Below are 26,474 nucleotides of genomic sequence, written 5' to 3' on the forward strand. Positions count from 1 at the left end.
GGTTCAGACCGCCGCGCCGAACCGCAGCAGCGGCACGCGTGTCTCCTCCGGCGTGAGCGACCCGTGCTGGCCGATCATGCTGCGTCCGGTGCGCTGCGGGTCGCGCGAGTCGTAGTAGGCGATGCGTTTGCGCGCGGCGACGAGCACGTCGCCGATCCGCGGGGCGACCTCCGGAGCGACGGTGGGACCGAACCAGCCGGCGGCGATGGCCTCGTCGCGGGTGGCGACCCAGGACCTGCCGCCCTCCACCGCGTTCCAGCGTGCTGCGATGTCCGCCGCGGTCGCACCGGGTCGCACGTAGAGGTGGAGCAGTCGTGGCTCGCCGGCGACCTCGTCGACGCCCTCCAGCAGCTCCGGCGCGGTGTCGTACAGCACGTGGCCGCTCTCGGGGATGTCGACGATCCCGTGGTCGGCCGTCACCAGCACACCGTGGGCCGGACCGAGGGCGGCGGCCAGCTGCGCGACCAGGCCGTCGAGCGTCTCGAGCTCGGCCGTCCAGCGCGGCGACTCCCAGCCGCGCGCGTGAGCCGCCTGATCGAGCTCGGCGACGTAGAGATAGGTGAGACCAGGGCCGGGCGTGCGGAGGATGTCCCGCACGGCGTCGAAGCGATCCGCCATGGTGCGGCCGGCGATGAACTCGGCTCCGCGGAGGATCGCGTGGGTGAACCCCGAGTCCGCGTAGGCGGGCACCCCCACCGCGTAGGCGGCGACTCCGGCGGCCGACGCCGCCTCGAAGACCGTCCGCGAGCGCTGCCAGACGGCCGGGTCCATCTTCTCGTCCCAGCCGTTCAGCTGGTTGGTGAGCCGGCCGGCATCGTCGCGCACCCGGTAGCCCACCAGCCCGTGCTCCCCCGGCATCGTGCCGGTCGTGAGCGTGGCGAGCGCTGCGGCCGTCGTCGTCGGGAATCCCGCGTCGATCGTCGTCGCCTTGCCGAGACGGGAGGCCAGAGTGCGGGCGTGCCCCTCGCGCGCCTTGAGCGCTGCCGCGCCGAGGCCGTCGACCACGACGACCACCGCGTGCTGCAACGGGCGGAGACCGAGCGCGTTCGGCCGCCCCTGCACCGCTGCCAGCGAACTCGGAAGAACCGTGGCGAGGCTCGCCGGGGTGGTGAACGCGGCCGGTAGCATGGAGGGCATCCGGCCCAGTCTGTCACAGCTGGACGGACGGGAGCCGTCGAACCCGCGCCTCCTGCCGCCCCATCACCGAATGCACGAATGACACCAGCAGACGATCAGGCCCCGGTAACAGAACGCATCGAAGACGTCGACGTCACGACGGAGATGCAGGGGTCGTTCCTCGAGTACGCCTACTCGGTCATCTACTCCCGCGCCCTCCCCGACGCCCGGGACGGCCTGAAGCCCGTGCAGCGCCGCATCCTCTACATGATGACCGAGATGGGCCTGCGGCCCGACCGTGGTCACGTGAAGTCCGCGCGCGTCACCGGCGAGGTGATGGGAAAGCTGCACCCGCACGGCGACAGCGCCATCTACGACGCCCTGGTGCGGATGGCGCAGGACTTCACCCTGCGCGTTCCGCTGGTCGACGGCCACGGCAACTTCGGCTCGCTCGACGACGGTCCCGCCGCCGCCCGGTACACCGAGGCCAGACTCGCGGCCGCCGCGCTCGCGCTGACGGAAGACCTCGACGAAGACGTCGTCGACTTCGTCCCGAACTACGACAACCAGCTGCTGCAGCCGGATGTACTGCCCGCGGCCTTCCCGAACCTCCTCGTCAACGGCGCGAGCGGCATCGCCGTCGGCATGGCCACCAACATGGCCCCGCACAACCTCGTGGAGGTCGTCGGCGCCGCACGGCACCTGCTCGCGAACCCGGAGGCGACGCTCGACGAGCTGATGGACTACGTGCCGGGGCCCGACCTCCCGAGCGGCGGCACCATCGCCGGCCTCGCCGGGGTGCGCGACGCCTACGCCACCGGCCGCGGCAGCTTCCGGATGCGCGCGAAGGTCTCCGTGGAGTCGATCACCGCCCGCAAGAACGGCCTCGTGGTCACCGAGCTGCCCTATATGGTCGGCCCGGAGAAGGTGATCGAGAAGATCAAGGACGGCGTCAACGCGAAGAAGCTGAACGGCATCTCCGACGTCACCGACCTGTCCGACCGTCAGCACGGTCTCCGTCTCGTCATCGGCATCAAGACGGGCTTCAGTCCAGAGGCGGTGCTCGAGCAGCTCTACCGGCACACGCCGCTGGAGGAGGGCTTCGCGATCAACAACGTGGCCCTCGTCGCCGGCGGCCCGCAGACCCTCGGTCTGCGCGAGCTGCTGCGGGTCTACCTCGACCATCGCGTCAGCGTCGTCACCCGGCGCTCGGAGTTCCGGCTGGCCCGGCGCAAGGAGCGGCTGCACCTGGTCGAGGGCCTCCTGGTCGCGATCCTCGACATCGACGAGGTCATCCAGGTCATCCGCACCTCCGACGACACCGATGCGGCGCGCACCCGGCTGCAGCAGGTCTTCGACCTGAGCACACTGCAGGCCGACTACATCCTCGAGCTGCGACTGCGCAGACTCACCCGGTTCTCGCGCATCGAGCTGGAGACCGAGCGCGACCAGCTGCGGGCCGAGATCGCCGAGCTGGAGGAGCTCCTCGCCAGCCGGGCGCGCATCGAGACGCTCGTGTCCGACGAGCTGGAGCAGGTCGCCGCGAAGTTCGGCACCCCGCGCCGCACGCTGCTGACCGAGGCCAAGCCGTCGATCGCCGGGTCCGGCTCCCGCAGCAAGGCCACGACCGTGCAGCTGGAGGTCGCCGACGTCCCGTGCCGGGTGTATCTGTCGACCACGGGCCGGATCCTCCGCGTCGATGCGGTGGCAGACGGGGCTGAGGGCGACGGACTCGACCGCATCCAGCCGCCGGCCCGCCGCAGCAAGCACGACGCGATCCTCTCCCAGCTCGACACCACGAGCCGCAGCGAGATCGGCGCGATCACCGATCGGGGCCGGCTCATCCGGTTCTCGCCCGTCGACCTCCCCGCCGCGCCGGTCAACTCCGTGCAGCTCGGCGCCGGGGTCAAGGTGACCGACTACCTGGCGCTCGCCGACCGCACGGAGCGAGTGCTCGCGGTCGTGTCGCTGTCGTCGGATCAGCCGATCGCGCTCGGGACCCGGCAGGGCGTCGTCAAGCGCGTCACCCCGGGCGACTGGGCCAACAAGCCGGAGTTCGAGGTCATCACGCTGAAGTCCGGCGACGCCGTCGTCGGCGCCGCGCAGACCGCGGACGACGCCGAGCTCGTGTTCGTGGCGAGCGACTCGCAGCTGCTGCGGTTCGCCGCGAAGTCGGTGCGGCCGCAGGGCCGGTCGGCCGGCGGCATGGCCGGCATCAACCTCGCCGCCGACGCGCGCGTGGTGTTCTTCGGTGCGGTGGAGGCCGCCGACCGCGACCGGGCGGAGGTCGTCACGATCGCCGTCAGCGACCAGACCCTCCCCGGCGCAGACCCGGGCAGCGGCAAGGTGAGCGACTTCGGCGAGTTCCCGGCGAAGGGCCGGGCGACCGGCGGTGTGCGTTCGCAGCGCTTCCTCAAGGGCGAGACCGAGCTGGCGCTCGCCTGGGTGGGCGCGTCCCCACTCGCCGTCGGCCCCGACGGCGCCGCGCGCGTGCTCCCCGAGGGCGGCTCGCGCCGCGACGGCTCCGGAACCCCGCTCGACATGGTCGTCGGCTCCCTCGGTCACCGCCTGGCGTAGCCAACGGAGGAGATCCGGCGGCCGTCCCGGCGCGCCGTCAGCTAACGGAGGAGACTCGGCCTCTTTCTGCCCCGATCTCCTCCGTTACCGACGCGCCGAGGCGCGGGCAACGGAGGAGTGCCGGGTCCAGCAGCGTTGGATCTCCTCCGCTACCTGCGACCCGCCGGGCGGCAGGCGCACATCTCCTCCGCTACCGACTACGCGTCGATGCGGGCGCGGGACAGGTCGTCCGCGCTCGCGATGAGGAACTCCTTGCGCGGCGCGACGTCGTTGCCCATCAGCAGCTCGAACACGCGGTTCGCGGCCTCCGCGTCGGAGACGCGCACGCGGCGCAGCGTGCGGTGCGCTCGGTCCATCGTCGTCGTCGCCAGCTGGTCCGCGTCCATCTCGCCGAGGCCCTTGTAGCGCTGGATGGGCTCCTGGTACTTCCTGCCGCGCTTCTTCAGATCGGCGAGTACGGCCTGGAGCTCCGCCTCCGAGTACGTGTAGATCGTCTCGTTGGGCTTCGAGCCGGGATTGATCGCGACCACCCGGTGGAGCGGCGGCACGGCGGCGAACACCCGGCCCTCCTCGATCATCGGGCGCATGTAGCGGAAGAACAGCGTCAGCAGCAGGGTGCGGATGTGCGCCCCGTCGACATCGGCGTCCGACATGATGATGACCTTGCCGTAGCGGGCCGACCCGATCTCGAAGGAACGGCCGGAACCTGCACCGATCACCTGGATGATCGCCGCGCACTCGGCGTTCGACAGCATGTCGGACACCGAGGCCTTCTGCACGTTCAGGATCTTGCCGCGGATCGGCAGCAGCGCCTGGTACTCGCTGTCGCGGGCGCGACGCGCGGTTCCGAGCGCCGAGTCGCCCTCCACGATGAACAGCTCGCTGTTGGCGACGTCGCTCGACCGGCAGTCGACGAGCTTCGCGGGCAGGGAGGAGGTCTCCAGCGCGTTCTTGCGGCGCTGCGTCTCCTTGTGCGCCCGCGCCGAGATCCGGGACTTCATCTCGGCGACGACCTTGTCGAGCACGAGCGCCGACTGCGCCTTGTCGTCGCGCTTGGACGACGAGAAGCGCTCGGCGAGGGCCTTCTGGATGACGTTCGCGACGATCGTGCGCACGGCAGGGGTGCCGAGCACCTCCTTCGTCTGGCCCTCGAACTGCGGTTCGGGGAGGCGCACCGTGAGCACAGCTGTAAGGCCCGCCATCACGTCGTCCTTCTCGAGCTTGTCCGTCCCCGCCTTGAGGCGGCGCGCGTTCTGCTCGACCTGCTGGCGCAGGAACTTGAGCAGGCCCTGGTCGAAGCCGGTCTGGTGGCTGCCGCCCTTGGGGGTGGCGATGATGTTGACGAACGACCGCATCACGGTGTCGTAGCCGGTGCCCCAGCGCAGCGCGATGTCGACCTGGCACTCGCGCTTGAGCTCGGTCGGCACCATCGCGCCGCTCTCGGACAGCACGGGCACGGTCTCGGTGAAGTGGCCCTCGCCGCTGAGCCGCCAGGTCTCGGTGATCGGGCTGTCCGGCGCGAGGAAGTCCACGAACTCAGAGATGCCGCCGTCGTAGCTGAAGGTGGTCCGCTCACCCTCGGCCGAGCGCTGGTCGTCGATCGTGATGGCGAGACCCGGCACGAGGAACGCCGTCTGCCGCGCGCGGCCGATCAGGTCGTCGACAGAGAACTCGGCGCCCTTGGTGAACACCTGACGGTCGGCCCAGTAGCGGATGCGCGTGCCGGTCACGCCCTTGGCGACCTTGCCGGCGATGCGCAGCTCGCTGTCGCTGACGAACGGGGAGAAGGCGGCGTCGGGGCTCGGGGCGGCGGAGCCGTCGGCGAACACGCCGGGCTCGCCACGGTGGAACGACATCGCCCAGGTCTTGCCGTCGCGGTCGACCTCCACGTCGAGCCGCTCGGACAGCGCGTTGACCACCGACGCGCCGACGCCGTGGAGGCCGCCGGAGGCCGCGTACGAACCAGAGCCGAACTTGCCGCCGGCGTGCAGCTTGGTGAACACGACCTCCACACCGGTCAGCCCGGTCTTCGGCTCGACGTCGACGGGGATGCCGCGCGCCTTGTCGCGGACCTCGACGCTGTCGTCCGGGTGCAGGATGACCTCGATGGCGCTGCCGTGCCCGGCGAGCGCCTCGTCGACGGAGTTGTCGATGATCTCCCACAGGCAGTGCATGAGGCCGCGCGAGTCGGTGGAGCCGATGTACATGCCGGGACGCTTGCGCACCGCCTCCAGGCCCTCCAGCACCGAGAGGTGCCTCGCCGAATAGTCCGAGCTCGCCACGAGCGCTCCTTGTGTTCCGTGCCTGTTCCGTGCGGGCCCGCTGTCGTTCCGGGCGCCGTGCATCCTCCAGAGTAAGCGGTGCGCGGGGTGAACCCACGATCGACACCCGCGAGGCCGGAGGCTACGCGTTGAGCGAAATAGCAGCCAATACGCGCCTTGCGGCCGGGTTTACGTGGTTCTATAGAGATACCGAGTTCACCGGTTGCGACGGAAAGGAGCATCACATGTCTACTATCACCTCGGAGAACGGTGCGGTTGACGAGCTCGAGTCGGGGCCGCAACTCACGGCCGCGGACCGCTGCGACAGCTGTGGCGCTCAGGCGTACATCCGCGTCGTCGTCAACAACGGCGAACTCCTCTTCTGCGCCCACCACGGCAAGAAGCACCAGGAGAAGCTCTCGCAGATCGCGCACAGCTGGCACGACGAGACCGCGCGTCTCTTCGAAGAGCAGCGCGCTTAGGCCCACCCGGAGTCCGCGGTACGAGCCTCGAGACGGAGCTGATCGGGCGATGGCAGGAGCCACCGGCGTGCGCAGACGCGCATTCGTCGACCTCGACGCCATCCGATCGAACGCCTCCGCTGTCGCCTCTGCACCCCTCCCCGACTGCACCGCCGATCTTCGCGCCGACGCGTACGGCCACGGGCTCATCCCCGTGGCGCGTGCGCTGACCGACGCGGGGGTCGGCGGTTTTCTCGTCTCCCGGGTGGAGGACGCCTCTGCGTTGGCCGATGCCGGCATCCCCGCCCCCGCGCACGTGGGAGCTCCGGCCGGCCGGCACGCGAGCGGCGCGCAGAATCTGCTCGGCCCGCAGCTCCTCGGCCTCGACGCCTCCCATCCGACGACGCCGGCGCTGCGCCTGACGGCCGAGATCATCGCCGTCAAGCGCGTGGGCGCCGACCGCGGCGTGTCGTACGGCTACACGTACCGCACCGAGCGGCCGACCACGCTCGTGCTCGTCGCACTCGGCTATGCCGACGGCATCCTGCGGGTCGCGTCGAACAAGGCGCCCGTGCTCGTCGGCGCGACGACGGGGCGCGTCACCGGACGCATCGCGATGGACCAGTTCGTGGTCGATGTCGGCGACACGGACGCTGCGCCCGGCGACCCGGTCGTCCTGTTCGGCGACCCTGCACGCGGCGAGCCCGCCGCCACCGACTGGGAGGCGGCGCTCGGCGTCGCCGCACCCGTCATCACGAGCCGGCTGGGCCGGCGGATCGAACGGGTCTACACGCCGTGACCCACGACTACGGCCACCCGACGAGGAGCGCGAGCGCATGACCATCGTGGACGCGATCGACGAGCCGCTCCCCCGCGCGGTCATCGACCTGGCGGCCCTCCGCCGGAACGTGGCGCATCTCACTCGGCTGATCGCTCCGGCGCAGACCATGCTCGCGGTGAAGGCCGACGCCTACGGCCACGGGCTCATCCCGATCGCCGAGGCGGGGCTCGAGGCTGGAGCGACCTCCCTCGCCGTCCTGGAGGTGACGGCCGGGCTGGTGCTGCGCAGCGCGGGCATCACCGTGCCGCTGCTGGCGTGGCTGCACGGCCGCGACACCGACTGGCGCGCGGCCATCGAAGCCGACATCGAGCTCGGCATCTCCGCGATCTGGCAGCTCGAGGCGATCGCGGAGGCCGGCGCCGACCGGCGAGCGGTCATCCACCTCAAGGTCGACACCGGCCTCAGCCGCAACGGCGCCACGCGCGAAGACTGGCCGCACCTGATCGACGCCGCGCTCGAGCTGGAGCGGCGCGGGATCGTCCGCATCCGCGCCGCCTGGTCGCACCTGGCCGACGCGTCGCTCGCGGATGACGAGGCCGCTCTGGCGGAGTTCCGCAGCGCGGTCGCGGAGGCCGAGGCGCGCGGCGCACGGTTCGAGGTGCTGCACCTCGCCGCGAGTTCAGCGGGCATCCGGATGCCCGAAGCGCGCTTCGACTTCGTGCGGTTCGGCATCGCCGCCTACGGCTTCTCGCCGTTCGACGACAGCACGGGCGCCGAACTCGGGCTGGAGGCCGTCATGCGTCTGGAAGCTCCGGTCACCGAGGTGCATGTCGGCGGCACCACGCGGGCGCGACTCGCGATCGGCTACGGCGACGGCATCCCGACGCTCGGGATCGCGAAGACCTCGGTGCTCCTGGCCGGCCGCCGCTGCCCCGTGATCGAGGTGGACGTCGACTCCATGCTCGTCGAAGCGGGTCCCGCGCGGGTGAACGTCGGCGACACGGCCGTGTTGTTCGGCACCGGGCGCGACGGCGACGTCACCGCCGAGAAATACGCCGACTGGGCCGAGACGATCGCCGATGAGATGGTCACCGGCGTCGCCTCGCGCGTCCCCCGCGTCTACATCAACTAGGCCGTGTCTGACAAATGAATCTGCGGTGTGCTGGAAGTCTTGATCCGCGTCGCGGTTTCAGATCCTGTCGGATGCTCAGTGGTCGCTGATTAAGGAGATGCTTCCGCGTCCGACCGGGCGCAAGGGAAGGCCGTTAGCGGATGCACGTCTAATGGTGGAGGGGATCGTCTACCGGTATCGGACTGGGATCGCATGGCGCGACCTGCCCGAAGTGTTCGGACCCTGGCAGACGGTGTGGACCTGGCACCACCGGATGGCGACCGGCGGGACCTGGGACCGGGTGCTGGCGAAGCTGATCGCTGCCGTGGACAGGGCGGGCCTGATCGACTGGTCTCTGTCGGTGGACTCGACAATCGCACGGGCGCATCAGCACGCGACGAACACGACCCGCACCACGGGGGGGCTGCATCGAATTACACGGATCCGCGGGTCGAGCCGCCTGACCACGGCATCGGCCGGTCGCGCGGCGGCCTGTCGACGAAGATCCACCAACTCGTCGATGGCGATGGGCTCCCCTTGGTCACGTTGATCAGCCCCGGGCAGGCGGGTGACTCGCCGATGTTCCTGCCGCTGATGGCGCAACTGCGTGTCGGCCGCGACACAGGTCGGCCACGCACTCGTCCCGACGCGGTCCGGGGTGATAAGGCGTACTCGTCCCGTGCGATCCGCGCTCACTTGCGTTCCCGTGGGATCAAGGCGGTGATCCCGGAGCCCGATGACCAGAAGGGGCATCGCAAGCGTCGAGGATCACGCGGCGGCAGGCCCGTCGCGCTGGATGCCACCGACTACCGGAATCGGAACGTGATCGAGCGCAACTACTGCAACATAAAGCAGTGGCGCGGCCTTGCCACCCGCTACGACAAGCACGTCGTTGTCTACCGCGCCGCCGTCGTCCTCAACGCCGTGCTCGCCCGGTCTCGGCTACTTGTAGAGGTGGCGAGAGGGTGACCCATTCCTCGTCGACCACATACCCGAGGCTCATGTTGGAAGCGAGAATGGCGACATTCTCCGCGGCCCCTCCGGTTCGGAAGATCTCGATGCCGTCGCGAAGAAGGGCGAGCACGGAGGCCGCTTTCACTGCGGAGCCGATGCCAAGTCCCCGAGACCCTGCGGCGACCACTGTGAAGTCAGTCTCAGCGCGCCGCCCGTCGATATCGACGAAGGTGACCGCGACGACTCGACCCTCATCATCGAAGACACCAAAGCCTCGCCTCGCGCCCGTCACGCGAGCGGTCGACATCGTCAGAGCGCTGTGCCGGTTCGCGACTCCACCCGGATAGTCAGCCAGCGTCGCCGAGTCCAGGGCGAGAACCGACGTGAGGTCTGCGTCGCCGATCTCGCGAATGTCGCCGTGACGGCGGCCGCGCTGAACCATGGTCGACAGCGCATCGACATCGATGCGCGACGCGGTCAGCTGCGCGGCCCAGGAACGCGAAGAAACGACCCACCCAGCAGCTTCGAGCTCCGCGCGCCTCGTATCATCGGAACGCACCACCACCTGTTCACGCTGCACCCATCCAGTGTGACCCAAAGCTCAGGCCGGGACCGAATTCTCAGACACGCCCTAGCCGCCCGCGTGAATCAGAGCGTGACGCCGAGGCGGTCGGCGATCGCGCGGCGGGCGTTGCTGGCGTAACGGTCGACGCGCTCGGTCTGGGTGACGGGCGGCAGCTCGCCGCGCACGGCCGTCTGGAGCATCCGGTCGGCGAGCACGGGGTTCATCGGCAGGACAGGGCCGTGCAGGTGCGTGCCGATCGCGCTGCCGATGACGACGCCCTCGGTGCGGTCTCCGTTGCCGAAGCCGCTCACGACAGCGCCCAGCGGCTCCCCGCCCTCCAGCGTTGTGGTCGCGGAGTGGTTCTCGAATCCGGCGAGGGTGAGGCCGTCCCGACTCTTCACGACGACCTCGGCGACGTGGCGGCGCGAGCCCAGCACGGCACGCGTGGGGAACACCCCGGCGCCCGTGAGCGTCTCGCCCTCCGGCGTCACGATCTCGGTGCCCAGCAGCTGCCAGCCTCCGGCGATGGCGAGGATGGGGATGCCCGCATCGCGCCACCGCCGCAGCTGCGGGGCGATGCGAGCGACGTCGCCCACGACCGCGCGCTGCGAAGAGAGCGGCCCGGAGCCGATGTGCACGATGTCCACGCTGGCGGGCAACTCGCCGCCCGGCGCGTGGGTCACGACCTCGGCCTCCAGGCCCCGCCAGCGGGCACGCTCGGCGAGTGCGAGCACGTTGCCCGCGTCGCCGTTGATCCCGAGCTCGCGCGGGTAGAGGTGAAGGATGCGTAGGACGCTCACGAAGCGCCGCCTTCCAAGTCGAGGAAGCCCAGCTGCTTGCGGATCGCCATCATCTGCTCGTAGTTCACGATCATCGTCTTGGTGCCGCGCGACGGCTTCGGCAGCGCGAGGAACGCCTGCAGCGCCGGCTTGAGCTCCGGCATCACCTGGTCGACCTCGATGCCGGCGTAGGCGAACCGGGTGGCGAACTGCCAGGCCTTGGTGCCGGACACGATGTCGACGTGCTCCAGCTTGGAGAGGTCGATGTCGTACACCCACGACGGATCGGGGGTGCCCTCGTCGACCGAGACGAAGACCTGCTCCGGACTGTGGCTCAAGTAGTCGAGGTTGAGTTGCAGGCTCGGCGGGTTCTTCATCATGATGATCTCGATGTCCTCGTCGCCGACCCGCAGCGTCTCGCCGCGACCGTAGACCGTCCGCAGGGAGCTCATGGCGGCGACGACGGCCTCCGACCGGAAATCGTCGCCCAGCACCCGGCGGGCCATCGCCGTCGCTCCGGCGGCGTCGACTGCGTAGTGGAGGCCGCGAGCGGGCAGGCCGATGCGCACGGACTCGCCGCCGATGGTCAGCTGCGCGCTCTGGGTCTCCAGCTTGCTGACGAAGACCGCGGGCACCGGCAGCGTTCCCGCGGCGGCACCGGAGAAGTCCGTGACGTTGGCGAGACCGTTGGGCGATGACTCGATGATCGCGGGGGCGACGGCGAACGTGGTGACGTCCCGGCCTTCGGCCGCGAGCTCCGCGCCGACGCGCGCCAGGCTGTCGTCGTCGGCGTTCACGACGACGAACTCACCGGAGCGCTCCGCGATCGTGCGGAGCATCCCGATGACGCGGGTGGGCTCGAAGAAGCGGTTGAGCTGGTCGATCTGCACGTTGAGCAGCAGGGAGCCGCGCGGCTTGAGCACCGTCGCGAGATCGACGCCGTAGGCCTCGTCGACCTCGATGACACCGACATCGCCGCGAACGTAGCCGTCGAGTGGCACGTCCGCCAGCAGCGCGGAGGCGATCCCCTGCGGGAGGTTGCCCCCCGACGGGTTCGTGAAGACGTTCAGACCGTGCTCGCGCAGGATCGCCGTGAGCATGTTCGTCGTGGTCGACTTGCCGTTCGACCCGGAGACGAAGACGACGCCCAGCGGAAGGCGGCTGACCGCACGTTCGAGGAACTTGGGCGCGATCGCGAGCGCGACCCGCCCCGGCACCGCGGAGCCGCCTCCCCGCAGGCGCAGAAGCCAGCGGGCGAGGCGGCCGGCGATGACCGCCAGTCGATAGCGCACCTTACTCGAGGTAGTCGCGCAGCGACTGCGAGCGGGACGGGTGGCGCAGCTTCGCCATCGTCTTCGACTCGATCTGACGGATGCGCTCACGCGTCACGCCGAAGGTGTCGCCGATCTGGTCGAGCGTCTTCGGCATACCGTCGCCCAGCCCGAAGCGCATGCGGATCACGCCCGCCTCGCGCTCGGACAGGGAGTCGAGGAGGCTCTCCAGCTGCTTCTGCAGCATGGTGAACCCGACCGCGTCGGCCGGGACGACCGCCTCGGTGTCCTCGATCAGGTCGCCGAACTCGCTGTCGCCGTCCTCGCCGAGCGGCGTGTGCAGCGAAATGGGCTCGCGACCGTACTTCTGCACCTCGATGACCTTCTCAGGGGTCATGTCGAGCTCCTTGGAGAGCTCTTCCGGGGTGGGCTCGCGGCCGAGGTCCTGCAGCATCTGCCGCTGGACGCGGGCCAGCTTGTTGATGACCTCCACCATGTGCACGGGGATGCGGATGGTGCGGGCCTGGTCGGCCATCGCGCGCGTGATCGCCTGACGGATCCACCAGGTGGCGTACGTGGAGAACTTGAAGCCCTTGGTGTAGTCGAATTTCTCGACAGCACGGATCAGGCCCAGGTTGCCCTCCTGAATGAGGTCGAGGAACTGCATGCCACGCCCGGTGTAGCGCTTGGCGAGGCTGACCACGAGGCGCAGGTTGGCGCCGAGCAGGTGGCTCTTGGCACGCTGGCCGTCGCGGGCCACCCACCGCAGCTCGCGCTCGAGCTCCTTGGGCATGTTCGGCGTGTTGGCGAGCTTGTCCTCCGCGAACAGGCCGGCCTCGATGCGCATCGCGAGCTCGACCTCCTCCGCGGCGTTCAGCAGCGGGACCTTGCCGATCTGCTTCAGGTAGTCCTTGACCGGGTCGGCCGTGGCGCCGGTGATCGTCGTCGAGTACACGGGGACGTCGTCGTCCTCGTCGACCGCGCGGAGCACGAGGGCGTCGGTCGGCAACGGGGCGTCGGCGGCAGCCTGGACGGCCGCGTTCTCGCCCTTCGGACCGGACTCGTCGGAGTCGTCGCCATCGCCCTCGGACTCGTCGGAGTCCTCGGCGTCCGTGTCGTCGCTCTCGGCGACGTCGTCCTCGTCGATCTCGACCTCGGCGTCCTCGTCGAGCTCCTCGTCGTCGTCGCCCTTGGCGGCCTTCTTCGTCGTCGCCTTCTTGGCGGGAGCCTTGGCGGCCTTCTTCGCGGTCGGCTTCGCGACCGCGGCGCCCGAAACGCCGGCGACCTCTTCGGTCTCGACGGTCTCGGTCTCGGCCTCTCGGGCCGTGGTTGCTGCACGGGTTGCCATGTGCCTACCTTCCATACAAAGCTGGCTTTCATACCGGGCGGGGGCCGTGATGCGGCGGCCGGGCGCCCGACTGAGGTCGCGTGCGGACATTACTAAGACCCATGTCAAGTCCTGAGCTTTCTCGCCGGGCGCCATCAAGCGCTCCAACCTCAGGACATGAACGGGTCCAGGTATCAATTATTGCACGTTCTCGCCGGGCTCCTGACCACGTCGCCTCCGCCAAACGTCTACCAATGCAACCCAGAGAGGCCCCACTTCTATTCCCTCGTCCTCCGCCAGTCGACGGCGGGTGCGGCGGCGCGCACGCACGAGGAATACGACGCCGAGCCCGATGATCACGTACTGGATCGCGAACGCCCAGCGGAACGAGTCGAGCGCGTACAACCCGGCCGTCGTGTGGGCGGTGTTCTGCGCGTCGAGGGCGACTCCGATCAGGAACATCATCACGAAGCTCGCGAGGAAGCCTCCCACGTTCACGATCCCGTTGGCGGAGCCGAGGCTGTGCAGCGGGTTCGACGTGCGGGCGAAGTCGAAGCCGATCAGGGATCCGGGGCCGCCGACCCCGATGGCCACCAGCAGCAGGACCAGCAACCAGAGCGGAGGCGTTCCCGGCCACAGCAGCACCAGCGCCCAGACGATCCCCATCATCCCGACGATCCCGAGCACCAGGTTGCTGCGCCGCAGCGGGAACCGCGCCGTCAGCAGACCGAGGATCGGGCCGGAGATCAGTCCGGCGACGACCGACACGATCAGGAGGCCACTGGCCTCCGCCGGGTCGATGCCGAGCGCGAAGACCATGAACGGCAGCCCCCACATCAGGCTGAAGACCGTGCCGGAGGACTGGGTCGTGAAGTGCGACCAGAAGCCCAGCTGCGTCCCGGGCCGCGCGAGGCTGATGCGCAGCTGGCGCATCGACTCCAGCCACGTCGCCGGACGCGGCCCCTCGCTCGATCCCACCGGGCGGTCGCGGATGGCGGCGACGATCCCGACGAGGGCCACGACCGACACCGACGCCGCGCTGAGGAAGGCGGTCGTCCACCCGGACTGGTGCAGCAGCAGGGCGAACGGGACGGCCGACAGCACCTGTCCGAGCTGGCCGATGTTACCGATCCACTGCGACAGCTGAGGGACGAGCCTGCCGCGGAACCAGGAGTTCACCAACCGCATCAGGGAGGTGAACACCGTGGCGTCGCCCGCGCCCACCAGGATGCGGCCGACGATCGCCAGCGTGATCGTCGGAGCGAACGCCACCGTGACCTGCCCGACCACCATCAGAGCGGTGCCCGCGATCATCAGCGCGCGGGAGCCCACCCGGTCGATCAGGACGCCGACCGGCACCTGCATCGCCGCGTACACGATCAGCTGGACGACGGCGAGCGACGAGAGAACGGCGGCCGAGACGTGGAAGCGCTCCGTCGCCGCGACGCCGGCCACACCGATGCTGGTGCGCTGCATGACGGCGACCAGATAGGCGAAGACTCCGATCCCGAAGATGACCCAGGACCGCCGCGAATTCACCCCACGATCCTACGCCCGGCTCAGACTCGGCCCATGCCGGGCGATGCCCGCCTGACCGGGCTCAGCGGTCGCCGCGAGGGTTCTCGTCGTCGCCGTGGCGGCGGAAGGCGAGGAAGTTCTCCAGCTCGGCGGCGATCTCGTCGGCGCTCGGCAGCTCCCCGTCGCGGTCGGTCAGCGGCGAGCGCACCTGCGTGTCCTCCATATAGCTGTCGTGCCGCTCCTCCAGCGTGCCCACCAGCTTGCCGAGCTCGGGGTTGCCCGCGACCTGCTCGTCGATGTTCGCGACGAACTCGCGGTCCTCCTCGCGCAGGCGGTCGGTCGGGAAGATGAGCCCGGTCGCCGCGCTGATGCTCTCGAGCCCGGCGATCGCCGCCGCCGGGTACTCGGTGTCGGCCAGGTAGTGCGGGATGAGGAGGACGAACCCCGCGATCGGGTACGACAGCTGCTGCAGCCGGAACTCGAGGAGGTGGAGGGCGTTGCCCGGCACCTGGGTCTGCGGCTTCCAGATCGACATCGCCTCGATCAGGTCGCTGCGGTTGCCGCTGACCGTCACGCCGATCCGGCGCGTGTGCGGAACCGGCATCGGGATCGAGTGCACCCACGTCACGTTCTTGACCTTGAAGCGCTCGATCAGGCCGAGGACCGCCTCGGTGAACGCCTCCCAGCGGAAGTCCGGCTCGAACCCGGAGAGGAAGAGGAACGGCTGGCGCAGCTCGTCATACACCAGGTGCAACCGCAGCGTGGCCGGCTGGTAGTCGGCGAGGTGGTCCTGATCGAAGTAGATGATCGGCCGGCGGGCGCGGTAATCGAGGAGGATGTCGGCGTCGAAGGTCGCGACGACCTCGCTGTCCAGCGTGCCGAGCAGGTAGGTGCCCAACTGGCTCACACCGGATCCGGCGTCGGCGAAGCCGGTGAGCCCCGCGATCAGCGGGAGGCCCTCCGGCACGTCCAGTGCCGGGTTCAGCTCGTACAGTTCGCCGGGGTCTCGCATACCTCAACTCTAGGCCGAGCTCCGGGCGTCGACCCTGCGGCCGGCCCCGCTCGCAGCACGCCCACAGCGAACAGGCGGCATCCGCGAGGACGCGGGCGCCAGCGGCTAATGTCGAGACATGACCGCTCCCGCACTCCTCCTCTCGTCCGCCCCCTCTCCGGACGCCGCCGTCCTCGTCGTCGCGGCCCGCACCGGCTCCGACGGCGTCACCGTGCTCTCGTCGAGCGCCCGCGACGGCCTGGCGGACGAGCTGGCCGCCGTCGGCTTCGGCGGGGGCAAGGATGAGCTGGTGCGCCTCCCCGGCTCTGCGGGCGGCCCCGGGCTCGCCGTCGTCGGGCTCCCTGAGCCGGTCGACGAGGACGCCCTGCGGTATGCGGCGGGCACCGCGATCCGGCAGCTCGCGGGCATCGGCCACGTCGCCGTCGACCTCCCCGCGGCCGACGACGCGCAGCTCGGAGCGGTGCTCGAAGGAGCGGCCCTCGGCGCGTACGCCTTCACCGAGTACCGCTCGGCGAGCCGCGCCGGCGTGAAAGCGCCCGTCGAGACGATCGAGGCGATCGGGTCCTCCGACGACGCGGAGGCTCTCATCGCGCGGGCTGCCGCGGTGTCGGGCGCCGCCTCCCTGGTGAAGGATCTGGTGAACACTCCCCCGATCGACCTCTACCCCGCGTCGTTCGCCGCTCGCGTCGAGGAGGCCGCGGAGGGCCTCCCCGTCACCGTCGAGGTCTGGGACGAGCGCCGGCTCGCCGCCGAGGGCTTCGGGGGCATCCTGGGCGTCGGGCAGGGCTCGACCCGCCCGCCGCGGCTGGTGAAGGTCGACTACGCGCCGGCGGACGCCGGCAAGCACCTCGCACTCGTCGGCAAGGGCATCACCTTCGACTCCGGCGGCCTGTCGCTGAAGCCGGCCTCAGGCATGGTCGGGATGAAGTACGACATGACCGGCGCGGCCACCGTCCTCGCCGTGGCCCTCGCCGCCGCACGCCTCGCTCTGCCCGTGCACGTCACCGCATGGCTCTGCCTCGCCGAGAACATGCCCTCCGGTTCGGCCATCCGGCCCAACGACGTGCTGCGCATCCGCGGCGGCCGCACCGTCGAGGTGCTCAACACCGACGCGGAGGGCCGGCTCGTGCTCGCGGACGGCCTCGTCGCCGCGAGCGAGGAGCACCCCGACGCGATCGTCGACGTCGCGACCCTGACCGGCGCCGCGATGGTCGCGCTCGGCACGCGCTACGCGGCCGTGATGGGGTCCGACGACCTGGTCGGCGACGTGCTCGCCGCGGCCAAGGCCTCCGGCGAACTGCTCTGGCCGATGCCGCTCGCCAGCGAGCTGCGCGCGACCATCAACTCCGACGTCGCCGACATCGCCAACGCGAACCCGGGCGTCACCGCGGGCGGGATGCTGCTGGCCGGCGTCTTCCTGCAGGAGTTCGTTGGCCGCACCGACGACGGGGACGACGCCCCGCGGATCCCCTGGGCGCACCTCGACATCGCGGGGCCGGCCAAGGGGCCGTCCGCCCCGTACGGGTTCACCGGCAAGGGACCGTCCGCCGTGAGCGTACGCGCGCTCATCCGTTTGGCCGAGGACTTTTCCCAGAGGTAGTAGGGTCGTATGGGCGGGAAAATCCTGCCCATGCAACTCCTGCCTCGGGCCACCCCTCGGGGCAGGATCGTGTCACGAATCCTGATGCACGCGAGGGAGTAGCTGGGTGTCTGAGCAGAACTTTGACATTGTGGTGCTCGGCGGTGGGAGTGGAGGCTACGCAGCAGCGCTGCGTGCGGCCGAGCTCGGTTTCACCGTCGGCATGATCGAGAAGGACAAGGTCGGCGGCACCTGCCTGCACCGCGGCTGCATCCCCACCAAGGCGCTGCTGCACGCGGCCGAGGTCGCGGACTACTCGCGCGAATCCGCCAAGTACGGCATCATCACCCAGCTGCAGGGCGTCGACATCAACGGCGTGACCGAGTACCGCCAGGGCATCATCGCCAAGAAGTACAAGGGCCTCCAGGGCCTGGTGAAGGCCCGCGGCATCACCGTCATCGAGGGCGAGGGGCGCCTCACCTCCCCGACCACCGTGCAGGTCGGCGAGGACACCATCGTCGGCAAGAACGTCATCCTCGCCACCGGCTCCTACTCCCGCAGCCTTCCCGGCCTCGAGATCGGCGGCCGCGTGATCACGAGCGAGCAGGCGCTCGAGCTCGACTTCGTGCCCAAGAAGGTCGCGGTCCTCGGCGGCGGCGTCATCGGCGTCGAGTTCGCCAGCGTCTGGAAGTCGTTCGGCGCAGAGGTCACCATCATCGAGGCGCTGCCGCACCTGGTCCCCAACGAGGACGAGGCGATCAGCAAGTCCCTCGAGCGCGCGTTCCGCCGCCGTGGCATCGACTACCGCCTCGGCGTCCGCTTCTCCGGCGTGACCCAGAACGAGAACGGCGTCGTCGTCTCCCTCGAAGACGGCAGCACCGTCGAGGCCGAGCTCCTCCTCGTCGCCGTCGGCCGCGGCCCGCTCACGCAGGGTATGGGCTACGACGAGGTCGGCGTCACGCTCGACCGCGGCTTCGTCATCACCGACGAGCGCCTCCAGACCAACATCCCCGGCGTCTACGCCGTCGGCGACATCGTCCCCGGCCTGCAGCTCGCGCACCGCGGCTTCCAGCAGGGCATCTTCGTGGCGGAGGAGATCGCCGGTCTCAACCCGATCGTCGTCCCCGACGTCAACATCCCGAAGGTCACCTACTGCGACCCGGAGGTGGCCTCCATCGGCCTCACCGAGGCCAAGGCGGTCGAGCAGTACGGAACCGACGCGGTCACGAGCTACGACTACAGCCTGGCCGGCAACGGCAAGAGCGAGATCATCGGCACCAGCGGCTCCGTCAAGGTCGTGCGTGTGAAGGACGGCCCCGTGGTCGGCGTTCACATGATCGGAGCCCGTGTCGGCGAGCTGATCGGCGAGGCGCAGCTGGCCGTGAACTGGGAGGCGTACCCGGAGGACATCGCCCCGTTCATCCACGCGCACCCCACGCAGAACGAGTCGCTCGGCGAGGCCTTCCTGTACCTCGCCGGCAAGCCGCTGCACACCCTCTGAAGACGTCTGCCGCGGGAGCGGCTGCAATAAGCTACTGAACGATCAGGTTTTGAAGGAGAAAAGCTCATGAGCGAATCCGTCAGCCTCCCGGCACTCGGCGAGAGTGTCACGGAAGGCACGGTCACCCGCTGGCTGAAGAACGTTGGCGACCGTGTCGAGGTCGACGAGCCCTTGCTCGAAGTCTCGACCGACAAGGTCGACACCGAGATCCCCTCGCCCGTGGCGGGCGTGATCGAGGCGATCCTGGTGCAGGAGGACGAGACCGTCGAGGTGGGCACCGCGCTCGTGACGATCGGCGACGGTTCCGGCGCCGGCTCGGCTCCCGAGGCCGCGGCCCCCACTCAGGAGGCCGCCCCGGCCGAGGCTGCAGCCCCGGCCCAGGAGGTTGCCGCGGCTCCCGCTGAGGCCGCTCCCGCCGCTCCGGCGCAGGAGGCTCCGGCCGCCGCTCCGGCTCCGGAGGTTGCTCCGGCTGCTCCGGCTCCGGCCGCTGCTCCGGCTCCGGCCGCCGAGCCCACGCCGGCTCCTGCTGCTGCTCCGGTCCAGGAGGCTCCCGTTGCCGCTCCCGCGCCTGCTGCAGCTCCGGCTCCGGCCGCCGCTGCTGCTCCTGCGGCCGCTGCTGCTCCGGCGCCTGCCGCCGCTCCGGCTCCCGCTGCCGCCCCGGCCGCTGCTCCTGCTGCGACCTCGGGGGCGCACGCGGGCAACGCCGGCTACGTCACCCCGATCGTCCGGAAGCTCGCGAACGAGCAGGGCGTCGACCTGTCGACCGTCACCGGCACCGGTGTCGGCGGTCGCATCCGCAAGGAGGACATCCTGTCCGCCGCCGCTCCTGCGGCCGCGGCTGCCACCCCGGCCGCGGCGGCTCCTGTCGTCGAGGTCTCGCCGCTGCGCGGTACCACGCAGCAGATGTCGCGTCTGCGCAAGGTTGTGGCCGAGCGTGCCGTCATCTCGATGCAGTCGACCGCGCAGCTGACGACCGTCGTCGAGGTGGACGTGACCAAGGTCGCCGCCCTCCGCGACAAGGTCAAGGCCGACTTCCTCGCCAAGACCGGCACGAAGCTGTCGTTCCTGCCGTTCTTCGCTCTCGCCGCCGCTGAGGCGCTGAAGGCCTACCCGGTCATCAACGCCACCGTCGACGGTGACAGCATCGTCTACCCGGACCACGAGAACATCTCGATCGCCGTCGACACCGAGCGCGGGCTGCTGACCCCGGTCATCCGCAACGCGTCCGACCTCGACATCGCCGGCCTCGCCGGTGAGATCACCGATCTGGCCGAGCGTACGCGCGACAACCGCCTCAAGCCGGACGAGCTGGCGGGCGGCACGTTCACGCTGACCAACACGGGTTCGCGCGGCGCGCTGTTCGACACCCCGGTCGTCTTCCTCCCGCAGGTCGCGATCCTGGGAACCGGCATCGTCACCAAGAAGCCGGTCGTCATCTCGGCCGACGGCACGGACTCGATCGCGATCCGCTCGACGGTGTACCTCGCCCTGTCGTACGACCACCGCATCGTCGACGGCGCCGACGCCGCCCGCTTCCTCGTCGCGGTGAAGAACCGCCTCGAGGGCGGCGCGTTCGAGGGCAGCCTCGGCATCTGACCCACCCGCGACCTCGACCGTCGCACCAGCTCGGGCGCTCAGCTCGAGTGATCACCGGTTCGGCCCTGTTCCGCCTTCGCGGAGCAGGGCCGAACTGCTTTTCCCGACGACGTCAGCGGCCGGTCCGTCCGCCGGAATCAGCACGAGGGCGAGCAGCACTCCCACGAGCGGAACGAGCGCGATCCCGACCAGCAGGGGCCGCTCGCCAGCCCACGCTCGCGCAGCGCCGACGAGCCGCCCGATCGGCCGGTCGCCGACCTCGTACAGCACCCGTTCGGCGGCCCCCAGAGCGCGCCCACTCCCCGAGGTGGCAACACCATTCCACTCGGTGCGTTCCGGTTGGCGGCCGCCGCGACCCGACTCCGCACGTTCCCGTGCACGCCGACCGCCACCCCGCTCGGCCCGATCCGGTGCGCGCCCACCGCCCCCATCCCGCACCGCGCGCTCTGGTGGGCGCCGACCGCCATCCCACATCGTGTGGTCTGGTGTGCGACCGCCGCCGTCCCGCGCAGTGCGGTCAGGTACGCGACCGCCGCCATCCCTCCCCACGGGTTCCCGTGCGCGACCGCCGCCATCCCACCTCAGGGGTCCCGGCGCGGGTCTTCGACCGGCCGGCACGGTCATGACCGTGTCTCGCCCGCCGCCGTCGTGGGGTGGAGCCTCCGCGTGCGTCACTCCGTACAGTCCTGGGGCAGCGTCGCGCGGCAACGCGGACACGACGGCACGCACGTCGTCGCGGAGGACGGTCGCTTCGAGGTCCCAGAAGGCCTCGACCGGGGGCGGCTCGTTCGAGTTCGGGGCGGCGCCGCTACGAGCCGGTTCTCTGCGTGTCGACGCTGCGTCGGCGTTCAGGGGCGCTGCAGTGTCCGCTCCGGCGTCTGACGGTCGAGCGATCGCGATCGGATCCGCGGAGCGCAGTACCGCTGAGATCACGTCGTCCCAGGACCGGTGGCCTCCCGCCGTCGATGCTGCCAGCAGTGCCGCGGCCCTCCCTCCGCGCACCGCGGAGCACACGGTCGTCGCCAGCTCCGCGAACGCGCCCAGGTCTTCCCGAGCCGTGCCGTGGTCGAGCGGACGCAGCCGGTCGATTCCCGTGAGGATCGGGCAACCGTCGTCACGGAACCCGACGTACGGCGCCGCGAGCAGCACACCGGCCCGACCTCCCGCGTGCAGGTCGGCGACACCGCGGGCGACGGCCGCCAGCACGGTGACGGCCTCCCCGATCGCCAGCCCGTCCGCTCGCGCAAGAACGTCGTCGAGCGTACCTCTCGTCGGATGCTCGACGAGACGGATCGCGAGACCGCGGGCGCGCGCCGCCCGCACCGCACGCAGCTCTGGGGGTGGCAGTGTGCGCGGGAGGTGTTCCGACCGGATACCCGCGACCGGGTCCGTACCGGGCGCATCACCGCCGGCGTGGGCGGCGATCGTCACACGTGCCGGAACGCGCAATTCTCCCCCACTCACCACGATCGAGACCTGCTCCATCGACCGCGCCGCAACCGTGCCCTCCGCTCCCCCGTACCCGGGCACCGCACGCCCGCGCCTTCGCGCCCTGCGCCGTCGCTCCCCGCGCCTTCGCACCCCGCCCGCCGCTGCACCGCCAGCACCCGCATCCACCCCGCTCCCGCCCGCATCCCACCGCTCGATCCGCCATCCCGCTTCGGACGCGACGGCCGCGACCAGCCGTGCCAGGTCGATGGGACGTCGCGCGAAGATGCTCATACCCCATCTCACCGCCCCGACTCCGGCCGCGGCGGCCGATCCCACGATCGGTGGACAACGCGTGCTTGCGCCGACCTGTGAGGGACGGAAGACGGTCGAACGGGCCCACAGTTCGAATTTTTGTACTGAGTCCACTTAGGATGCTGGCATGACCCTCTTCGATGTCTCCGGGCTCGGGTCCGGCCACGTTCCCTACGACGAGGCGCTGCGTCACCAGCGCGCCGTCCACGCCGAGGTCTCCTCCGGCGCGGCACCCGACACGATCCTGCTCCTGGAGCACGAGTCCGTCTTCACCGCGGGCAAGCGCACCTCTCCCGACGAGCGGCCGACCGACGGCACGCCCGTGATCGACGTCGATCGCGGCGGCAAGATCACCTGGCACGGACCGGGTCAGCTCGTCGGCTACCCGATCCTGCGGCTCGCCGAGCCGATCGACGTCGTCGGCTATGTGCGCTGGCTGGAGGAGGTGCTCATCGGAGTGCTCCACGAGCTCGGCGTGCCGGGCGAGCGCGTCGACGGACGATCCGGAGTGTGGCTGCGCGGCGACACCGCGGCCCCGAACGGCACCGGGCGCGACGAGAAGATCGCCGCCATCGGCATCCGGGTCGCCGAAGGCGTGACCATGCACGGCTTCGCGCTGAACTGCTCCAACAGCCTCGACGCCTACGACACGATCGTCGCCTGCGGAATCCGCGATGCCGGAGTCACCACGATCTCCCGCGTTCTGGGCCGCACGGTCACCCCCGTCGATGTCGCCCCGCTGGTGCGCGACGCCCTCGACCGCGCGCTGGCCGATCCCGCCTCCAGTCCGGTCGCGGCCGCCAGGCACACCGAGCCCACGGCTGGGCAGCCGACCGCTCAGCCCGCACACCCCACCACGCAGGAGGTCGCCGCATGAGCGCGCCGGTCGAGGGCCGCAAGCTGCTGCGGCTCGAAGTACGCAACGCCCAGACGCCGATCGAGCGCAAGCCCGCCTGGATCAAGACCAAAGCCAAGATGGGGCCGGAGTACCGGCAGCTCCAGAACCTGGTGAAGTCCGAGGAGCTGCACACCGTCTGCCAGGAGGCCGGCTGTCCGAACATCTACGAGTGCTGGGAGGACAGGGAGGCGACCTTCCTCATCGGCGGCTCCCAGTGCACCCGGCGCTGCGACTTCTGCCAGATCGACACCGGTAAGCCGGCCGACTTCGACCGCGACGAACCGCGCCGCGTCGGCGAATCCGTCGCGAAGATGGGGCTGCGGTACTCCACCGTGACCGGCGTCGCCAGGGACGACCTCCCCGACGAAGGCTCCTGGCTCTACGCCGAGACCATCCGCGAGATCCACCGGCAGAGCCCCGGCACCGGCGTCGAGATCCTGGTGCCCGACTTCTCGGGCAACCCGGAGCACCTGGGCGAGGTGTTCTCCGCCCGGCCCGAGGTGTTCGCACACAACGTGGAGACCGTCCCGCGCATCTTCAAGCGCATCCGCCCTGCGTTCCGCTACGAGCGGTCGCTCGACGTGATCACGCAGGGACGCGCTGCCGGGCTGATCACCAAGTCGAACCTCATCCTCGGAATGGGCGAGGAGCGCGCCGAGATCAGCCAGGCGCTCCACGACCTCCACGACGCGGGCACCGACATCATCACGATCACGCAATACTTGCGGCCGAGCCCGCGCCACCTCCCCGTTGCGCGATGGGTGCACCCGGACGAGTTCGTCGAGCTCAAGCAGGAGGCCGAGGAGATCGGCTTCCTCGGCGTGCTGTCCGGCCCGCTGGTGCGGTCGTCGTACCGTGCCGGACGGCTCTGGGCGCAGTCCATGCAGGCCAAGGGACGCCCGGTTCCCGCGGAACTCCAGCACCTCGCCGACGCGTCTGCGGGGTTCGCCCAGGCGGTCTCCTGACCGTCTGAGCAGCGCCTCAGCATCGGTGCTACGCCGCCCGTGAACAGGTCATCCAGAGGCGGGTCGAGCCGGTATCCTTGTCACTATGGCACGCAAGGACAAGTCCACCAAGGAGCCCGGTCGGCTGAAGCAGATGTGGCAGGTCTTCCAGATGACCCGCCGCTACGACGACCGCGCGCTGCTCTACATCGTGGGCGGAGTCGTGCTGCCGATCCTCGCCGGCATCGCGATGGCGGTGTTCCTGTCCGGCGGCAACGTGTTCACGATGGTGCTGTGGATCGTGGCGGGCGTGCTCGCGGGCGTGCTGGTCGGCCTCATCATCCTGGGCCGACGCGCCGAGCGCGCGGCCTACTCGCAGATCGAGGGCCAGCCGGGCGCCGTGGGCGCGGTGCTGCGCAGCTCGCTGAAGCGCAGCTGGCGCGGCTCCGAGATGCCGATCGCGGTCAACGGCAAGACCCAGGACGCCGTGTACCGTGCCACCGGCCGCGGCGGTGTCGTGCTCATCAGCGAGGGCCCCAAGACCCGCACCCAGCGCATGGTCGACGAGGAGCGCCGCAAGGTCACCCGCGTGCTGCCCAACGTCCCCGTCACGACCATCTCGGTCGGCCCCGACGCCGACTCGGTGCCGCTCCACAAGATTCCGCGCACGCTGGCCAAGATCAAGCCGACCCTCACCAAGGCGGAGGTCCTGGCGATCAGCAACCGTCTGCAGTCGCTCGAGAACCCGATGCCGATCCCGAAGGGCATCGACCCGATGAAGGTTCGCGCCCAGCGCGCACGCTGACGATCAGGTCGCGGCGCGGCGGCGATTCAGCAGCTGCTCCGCGACGACGACAGCCGCAAGCACGGCGTTCACCGTCCAGGTGACGACGGACGTCGGCAACAGGCTGCCGAGCGGCCACAGCACGCCGAGCGCGAGTGCGCCGATCGCCACCGTGAGCGACCACCGCATCCCGGTCGCCCGGCGGAACAGCAGCAGCCCGACCAGGTAGACGATCGCCGAACCGCACAGCAACCCCGTCGTCCACGGCGGCGAAGCGCCTACCGGACGCTGGAGCACGAGCCCGTCCGCCACCGCGGAGAGCACGATCCCGAGCACGAGCAGCAGCGGGATGTAGGTGTAGGCCGTCTGCGCGATCATCCCCCGCTCCCTGGCACCTTCGAGGTACTCGCTGCCGCGCTGCTGCACGTGCGAGAAGTAGAGCAGCCAGAGCAACACCGTCCCGGCGAATGCGGCGAGGAACGCCCCCAGGTGGACGGCGTCGAGCGGGGCGGTGGAGAATGCCGCCCCCGTGACCACGATCGACTCGCCGAGCGCGATGATCAGGAACAGACTCACCCGTTCGGACATGTGGGCGCCGGAGACGTTCCAGCTCGCCAGTGGTGACCCGCCCATCCCCGGCGTCCAGAATCTCAGCCTCGGCCCGATGTAGTCGATGGCGAGAGCGACCAGCCAGACGGCGAGCCTGGCCTGGTCGGGCAGGAACGCACCGGCGATCCAGAGCGCCCCGGAGACGGCGTGCCACACGATGATGCGCACGAAGTTCGCCGCGTGGTCGGGATGTTCGCGGGAGAACGCGAAGAACGTGAACACACTGCGGCTGAGTTGCATGGCCACCAGGCTGACGGCGAAGAGTACGGCGCGATCGCCGAACGCCTCGGGGATCGCGGATGCCAGGAGCAGGCCGAGCAGCATCAGCACGACGAAGAGCGCGCGCACGGCGCCGCGCTCCGGGTCGAGCCAGCTCGACGCCCAGGTGGTGAACATCCACACCCACCAGACCACCATCGCCAGCATCACGGCGTGCAGCAGGGACAGCGCGGACTGCTCGTGGAGCAGCACATGCGAGACCTGGGTGACGGCGAAGACGAACACCAGGTCGAAGAAGAGCTCGGTGTAGGTCACCCGGTGGGCGCCTGCGGCATCCGACCGCAGCACATCGCGGGCGAAACCGAAGGCGCGCATGGCAGGAGTGTAGCGGCGACGGGACCGCCGAGCGGCTCAGGCGCGGATGAGGACCGTGCCGGCGACCTTGTCGTGGAAGCCGCGCTGGTCGGAGTCCCAGACCAGGGCCGGGATGACGATGCAGAGCAGGACCGTGCGGACGATCGGCCGCCACACGCCGACCCAGCCACCGGCGACCGCGACCACGCGCATCCCGAACACCCGGTGGCCGATGCTGCCGCCGATCGTCGGGATGAAGAGGACCTGCATCAGCGCGAAGACGCCGAGGGTCGCCCACTGGTCGTAGTGGAAGAACGCGAGTGAGATCAGCGAGGCGAGCGCCCAGTCGATGACGATCGCGCCGAGGCGGCGACCGAGGCGCCCCACCGAGTGCGGACCCGCCTCCGGGAGGCCGAGCCGTTCGCCCGGGTAACGGCTGGGCGCGATGTCTCCCGAGCGGGAGGAGTTCTGGGGCACCTGACGAGTTTACCGGGCGGACAGCGGCGTAACATGC

The 26,474-nt window shown here is 70.2% G+C and carries 22 protein-coding genes; 11 read left to right on the forward strand and 11 right to left on the reverse strand.

Annotated elements, in window-relative coordinates:
* Positions 1–3: 3 nt before the first annotated feature.
* On the reverse strand, positions 4–1,137 hold the full coding sequence (locus JNB50_RS07660) for an alkaline phosphatase family protein (protein WP_243768137.1): 1,134 nt from the start codon (positions 1,135–1,137) through the stop codon (positions 4–6).
* A 78-nt stretch (positions 1,138–1,215) separates the two neighbouring features.
* Between JNB50_RS07660 and JNB50_RS07665 the strand changes: the two genes are divergently transcribed.
* A complete protein-coding gene (locus JNB50_RS07665; protein WP_208039499.1) occupies positions 1,216–3,693 on the forward strand; it encodes a DNA topoisomerase (ATP-hydrolyzing) subunit A in 2,478 nt (825 codons plus the stop codon).
* A 197-nt stretch (positions 3,694–3,890) separates the two neighbouring features.
* Here the strand turns inward: JNB50_RS07665 and JNB50_RS07670 are convergent, their stop codons facing one another.
* A complete protein-coding gene (locus JNB50_RS07670; protein ID WP_208039500.1) occupies positions 3,891–5,975 on the reverse strand; it encodes a type IIA DNA topoisomerase subunit B in 2,085 nt (694 codons plus the stop codon).
* 224 nt (positions 5,976–6,199) lie between these two features.
* Between JNB50_RS07670 and JNB50_RS07675 the strand changes: the two genes are divergently transcribed.
* From JNB50_RS07675 to JNB50_RS07690, 4 genes are all read left to right on the forward strand, one after another.
* Positions 6,200–6,436 (forward strand): hypothetical protein, encoded by a 237-nt coding sequence (locus JNB50_RS07675; RefSeq protein ID WP_055915732.1) that lies wholly within the window; start codon positions 6,200–6,202, stop codon positions 6,434–6,436.
* 67 nt (positions 6,437–6,503) lie between these two features.
* Positions 6,504–7,214 carry an alanine racemase gene (locus JNB50_RS07680; RefSeq protein ID WP_208039501.1) on the forward strand — a complete coding sequence of 237 codons (711 nt, stop codon included), beginning with the start codon at positions 6,504–6,506 and terminating at the stop codon, positions 7,212–7,214.
* Positions 7,215–7,251: 37 nt separating this feature from the next.
* Entirely contained in the window at positions 7,252–8,328 is a 1,077-nt protein-coding gene (locus JNB50_RS07685) for an alanine racemase (RefSeq protein ID WP_208039502.1), read from the forward strand.
* A 97-nt stretch (positions 8,329–8,425) separates the two neighbouring features.
* Positions 8,426–9,276, forward strand: a protein-coding gene (locus JNB50_RS07690) for an IS5 family transposase (protein ID WP_208039503.1) whose coding sequence is annotated in 2 segments (ribosomal slippage) — positions 8,426–8,725 and positions 8,728–9,276 — 849 coding nt in all. Because the reading frame shifts where the segments join, the coding sequence is not laid out codon by codon here.
* Here JNB50_RS07690 and JNB50_RS07695 read toward each other — a convergent pair.
* From JNB50_RS07695 to JNB50_RS07720, 6 genes are all read right to left on the reverse strand, one after another.
* Positions 9,224–9,841 (reverse strand): acetyltransferase, encoded by a 618-nt coding sequence (locus JNB50_RS07695; RefSeq protein ID WP_208039504.1) that lies wholly within the window; start codon positions 9,839–9,841, stop codon positions 9,224–9,226. The two genes, JNB50_RS07690 and JNB50_RS07695, sit on opposite strands and share 53 nt — an antisense overlap.
* 68 nt (positions 9,842–9,909) lie before the next feature.
* Positions 9,910–10,626, reverse strand: a complete 717-nt coding sequence (locus JNB50_RS07700; RefSeq protein ID WP_208039505.1) for a type 1 glutamine amidotransferase — start codon at positions 10,624–10,626, stop codon at positions 9,910–9,912.
* Positions 10,623–11,897, reverse strand: coding sequence for a MurT ligase domain-containing protein (locus tag JNB50_RS07705; protein ID WP_208039506.1), 1,275 nt, complete (start codon positions 11,895–11,897; stop codon positions 10,623–10,625). The genes JNB50_RS07700 and JNB50_RS07705 overlap by 4 nt, the downstream gene beginning before the upstream one ends.
* Before the next feature lies 1 nt (position 11,898).
* Positions 11,899–13,224 carry an RNA polymerase sigma factor gene (locus JNB50_RS07710; protein WP_208039507.1) on the reverse strand — a complete coding sequence of 442 codons (1,326 nt, stop codon included), beginning with the start codon at positions 13,222–13,224 and terminating at the stop codon, positions 11,899–11,901.
* A 177-nt stretch (positions 13,225–13,401) separates the two neighbouring features.
* On the reverse strand, positions 13,402–14,742 hold the full coding sequence (locus JNB50_RS07715) for a nitrate/nitrite transporter (protein ID WP_208039508.1): 1,341 nt from the start codon (positions 14,740–14,742) through the stop codon (positions 13,402–13,404).
* Positions 14,743–14,803: 61 nt separating this feature from the next.
* Positions 14,804–15,733, reverse strand: a complete 930-nt coding sequence (locus JNB50_RS07720) for a proteasome assembly chaperone family protein (protein ID WP_208039509.1) — start codon at positions 15,731–15,733, stop codon at positions 14,804–14,806.
* Between the two features lie 118 nt (positions 15,734–15,851).
* On the opposite strand from JNB50_RS07720, the gene JNB50_RS07725 reads away from it, so the two are divergent.
* From JNB50_RS07725 to sucB, 3 genes are all read left to right on the forward strand, one after another.
* Entirely contained in the window at positions 15,852–17,333 is a 1,482-nt protein-coding gene (locus JNB50_RS07725; protein WP_208039510.1) for a leucyl aminopeptidase, read from the forward strand.
* Positions 17,334–17,439: 106 nt separating this feature from the next.
* The gene (lpdA, locus tag JNB50_RS07730; RefSeq protein ID WP_208039511.1) at positions 17,440–18,813 is read left to right on the forward strand and encodes a dihydrolipoyl dehydrogenase; all 1,374 of its coding nucleotides are present in this window, start codon (positions 17,440–17,442) and stop codon (positions 18,811–18,813) included.
* A 66-nt stretch (positions 18,814–18,879) separates the two neighbouring features.
* Positions 18,880–20,409, forward strand: coding sequence for a 2-oxoglutarate dehydrogenase, E2 component, dihydrolipoamide succinyltransferase (gene sucB, locus JNB50_RS07735; RefSeq protein WP_208039512.1), 1,530 nt, complete (start codon positions 18,880–18,882; stop codon positions 20,407–20,409).
* A 51-nt stretch (positions 20,410–20,460) separates the two neighbouring features.
* Here the strand turns inward: sucB and JNB50_RS07740 are convergent, their stop codons facing one another.
* Positions 20,461–22,131 (reverse strand): hypothetical protein, encoded by a 1,671-nt coding sequence (locus tag JNB50_RS07740; RefSeq protein ID WP_208039513.1) that lies wholly within the window; start codon positions 22,129–22,131, stop codon positions 20,461–20,463.
* 148 nt (positions 22,132–22,279) lie between these two features.
* Between JNB50_RS07740 and lipB the strand changes: the two genes are divergently transcribed.
* The 3 genes from lipB (at position 22,280) to JNB50_RS07755 (ending at position 24,799) form a co-directional block, all read left to right on the forward strand.
* A complete protein-coding gene (gene lipB, locus JNB50_RS07745) occupies positions 22,280–23,029 on the forward strand; it encodes a lipoyl(octanoyl) transferase LipB (protein WP_208039514.1) in 750 nt (249 codons plus the stop codon).
* A complete protein-coding gene (gene lipA / locus JNB50_RS07750; RefSeq protein ID WP_208039515.1) occupies positions 23,026–24,015 on the forward strand; it encodes a lipoyl synthase in 990 nt (329 codons plus the stop codon). The genes lipB and lipA overlap by 4 nt, the downstream gene beginning before the upstream one ends.
* Before the next feature lie 85 nt (positions 24,016–24,100).
* Positions 24,101–24,799: a DUF4191 domain-containing protein gene (locus JNB50_RS07755; protein ID WP_208039516.1), complete on the forward strand. Its 699-nt coding sequence runs from the start codon at positions 24,101–24,103 to the stop codon at positions 24,797–24,799.
* A 3-nt stretch (positions 24,800–24,802) separates the two neighbouring features.
* On the opposite strand, the gene JNB50_RS07760 is transcribed toward JNB50_RS07755, so the two are convergent.
* Both JNB50_RS07760 and JNB50_RS07765 read right to left on the reverse strand, forming a co-directional pair.
* Positions 24,803–25,981, reverse strand: a complete 1,179-nt coding sequence (locus tag JNB50_RS07760; RefSeq protein ID WP_208039517.1) for a low temperature requirement protein A — start codon at positions 25,979–25,981, stop codon at positions 24,803–24,805.
* Between the two features lie 36 nt (positions 25,982–26,017).
* The gene (locus JNB50_RS07765; protein WP_208039518.1) at positions 26,018–26,437 is read right to left on the reverse strand and encodes an RDD family protein; all 420 of its coding nucleotides are present in this window, start codon (positions 26,435–26,437) and stop codon (positions 26,018–26,020) included.
* Positions 26,438–26,474 lie beyond the last annotated feature (37 nt).

Origin of the sequence: Leifsonia sp. TF02-11, assembly GCF_017565305.1 — a bacterium.
In the GTDB taxonomy this organism is placed as follows: Bacteria; Actinomycetota; Actinomycetes; order Actinomycetales; family Microbacteriaceae; genus Leifsonia.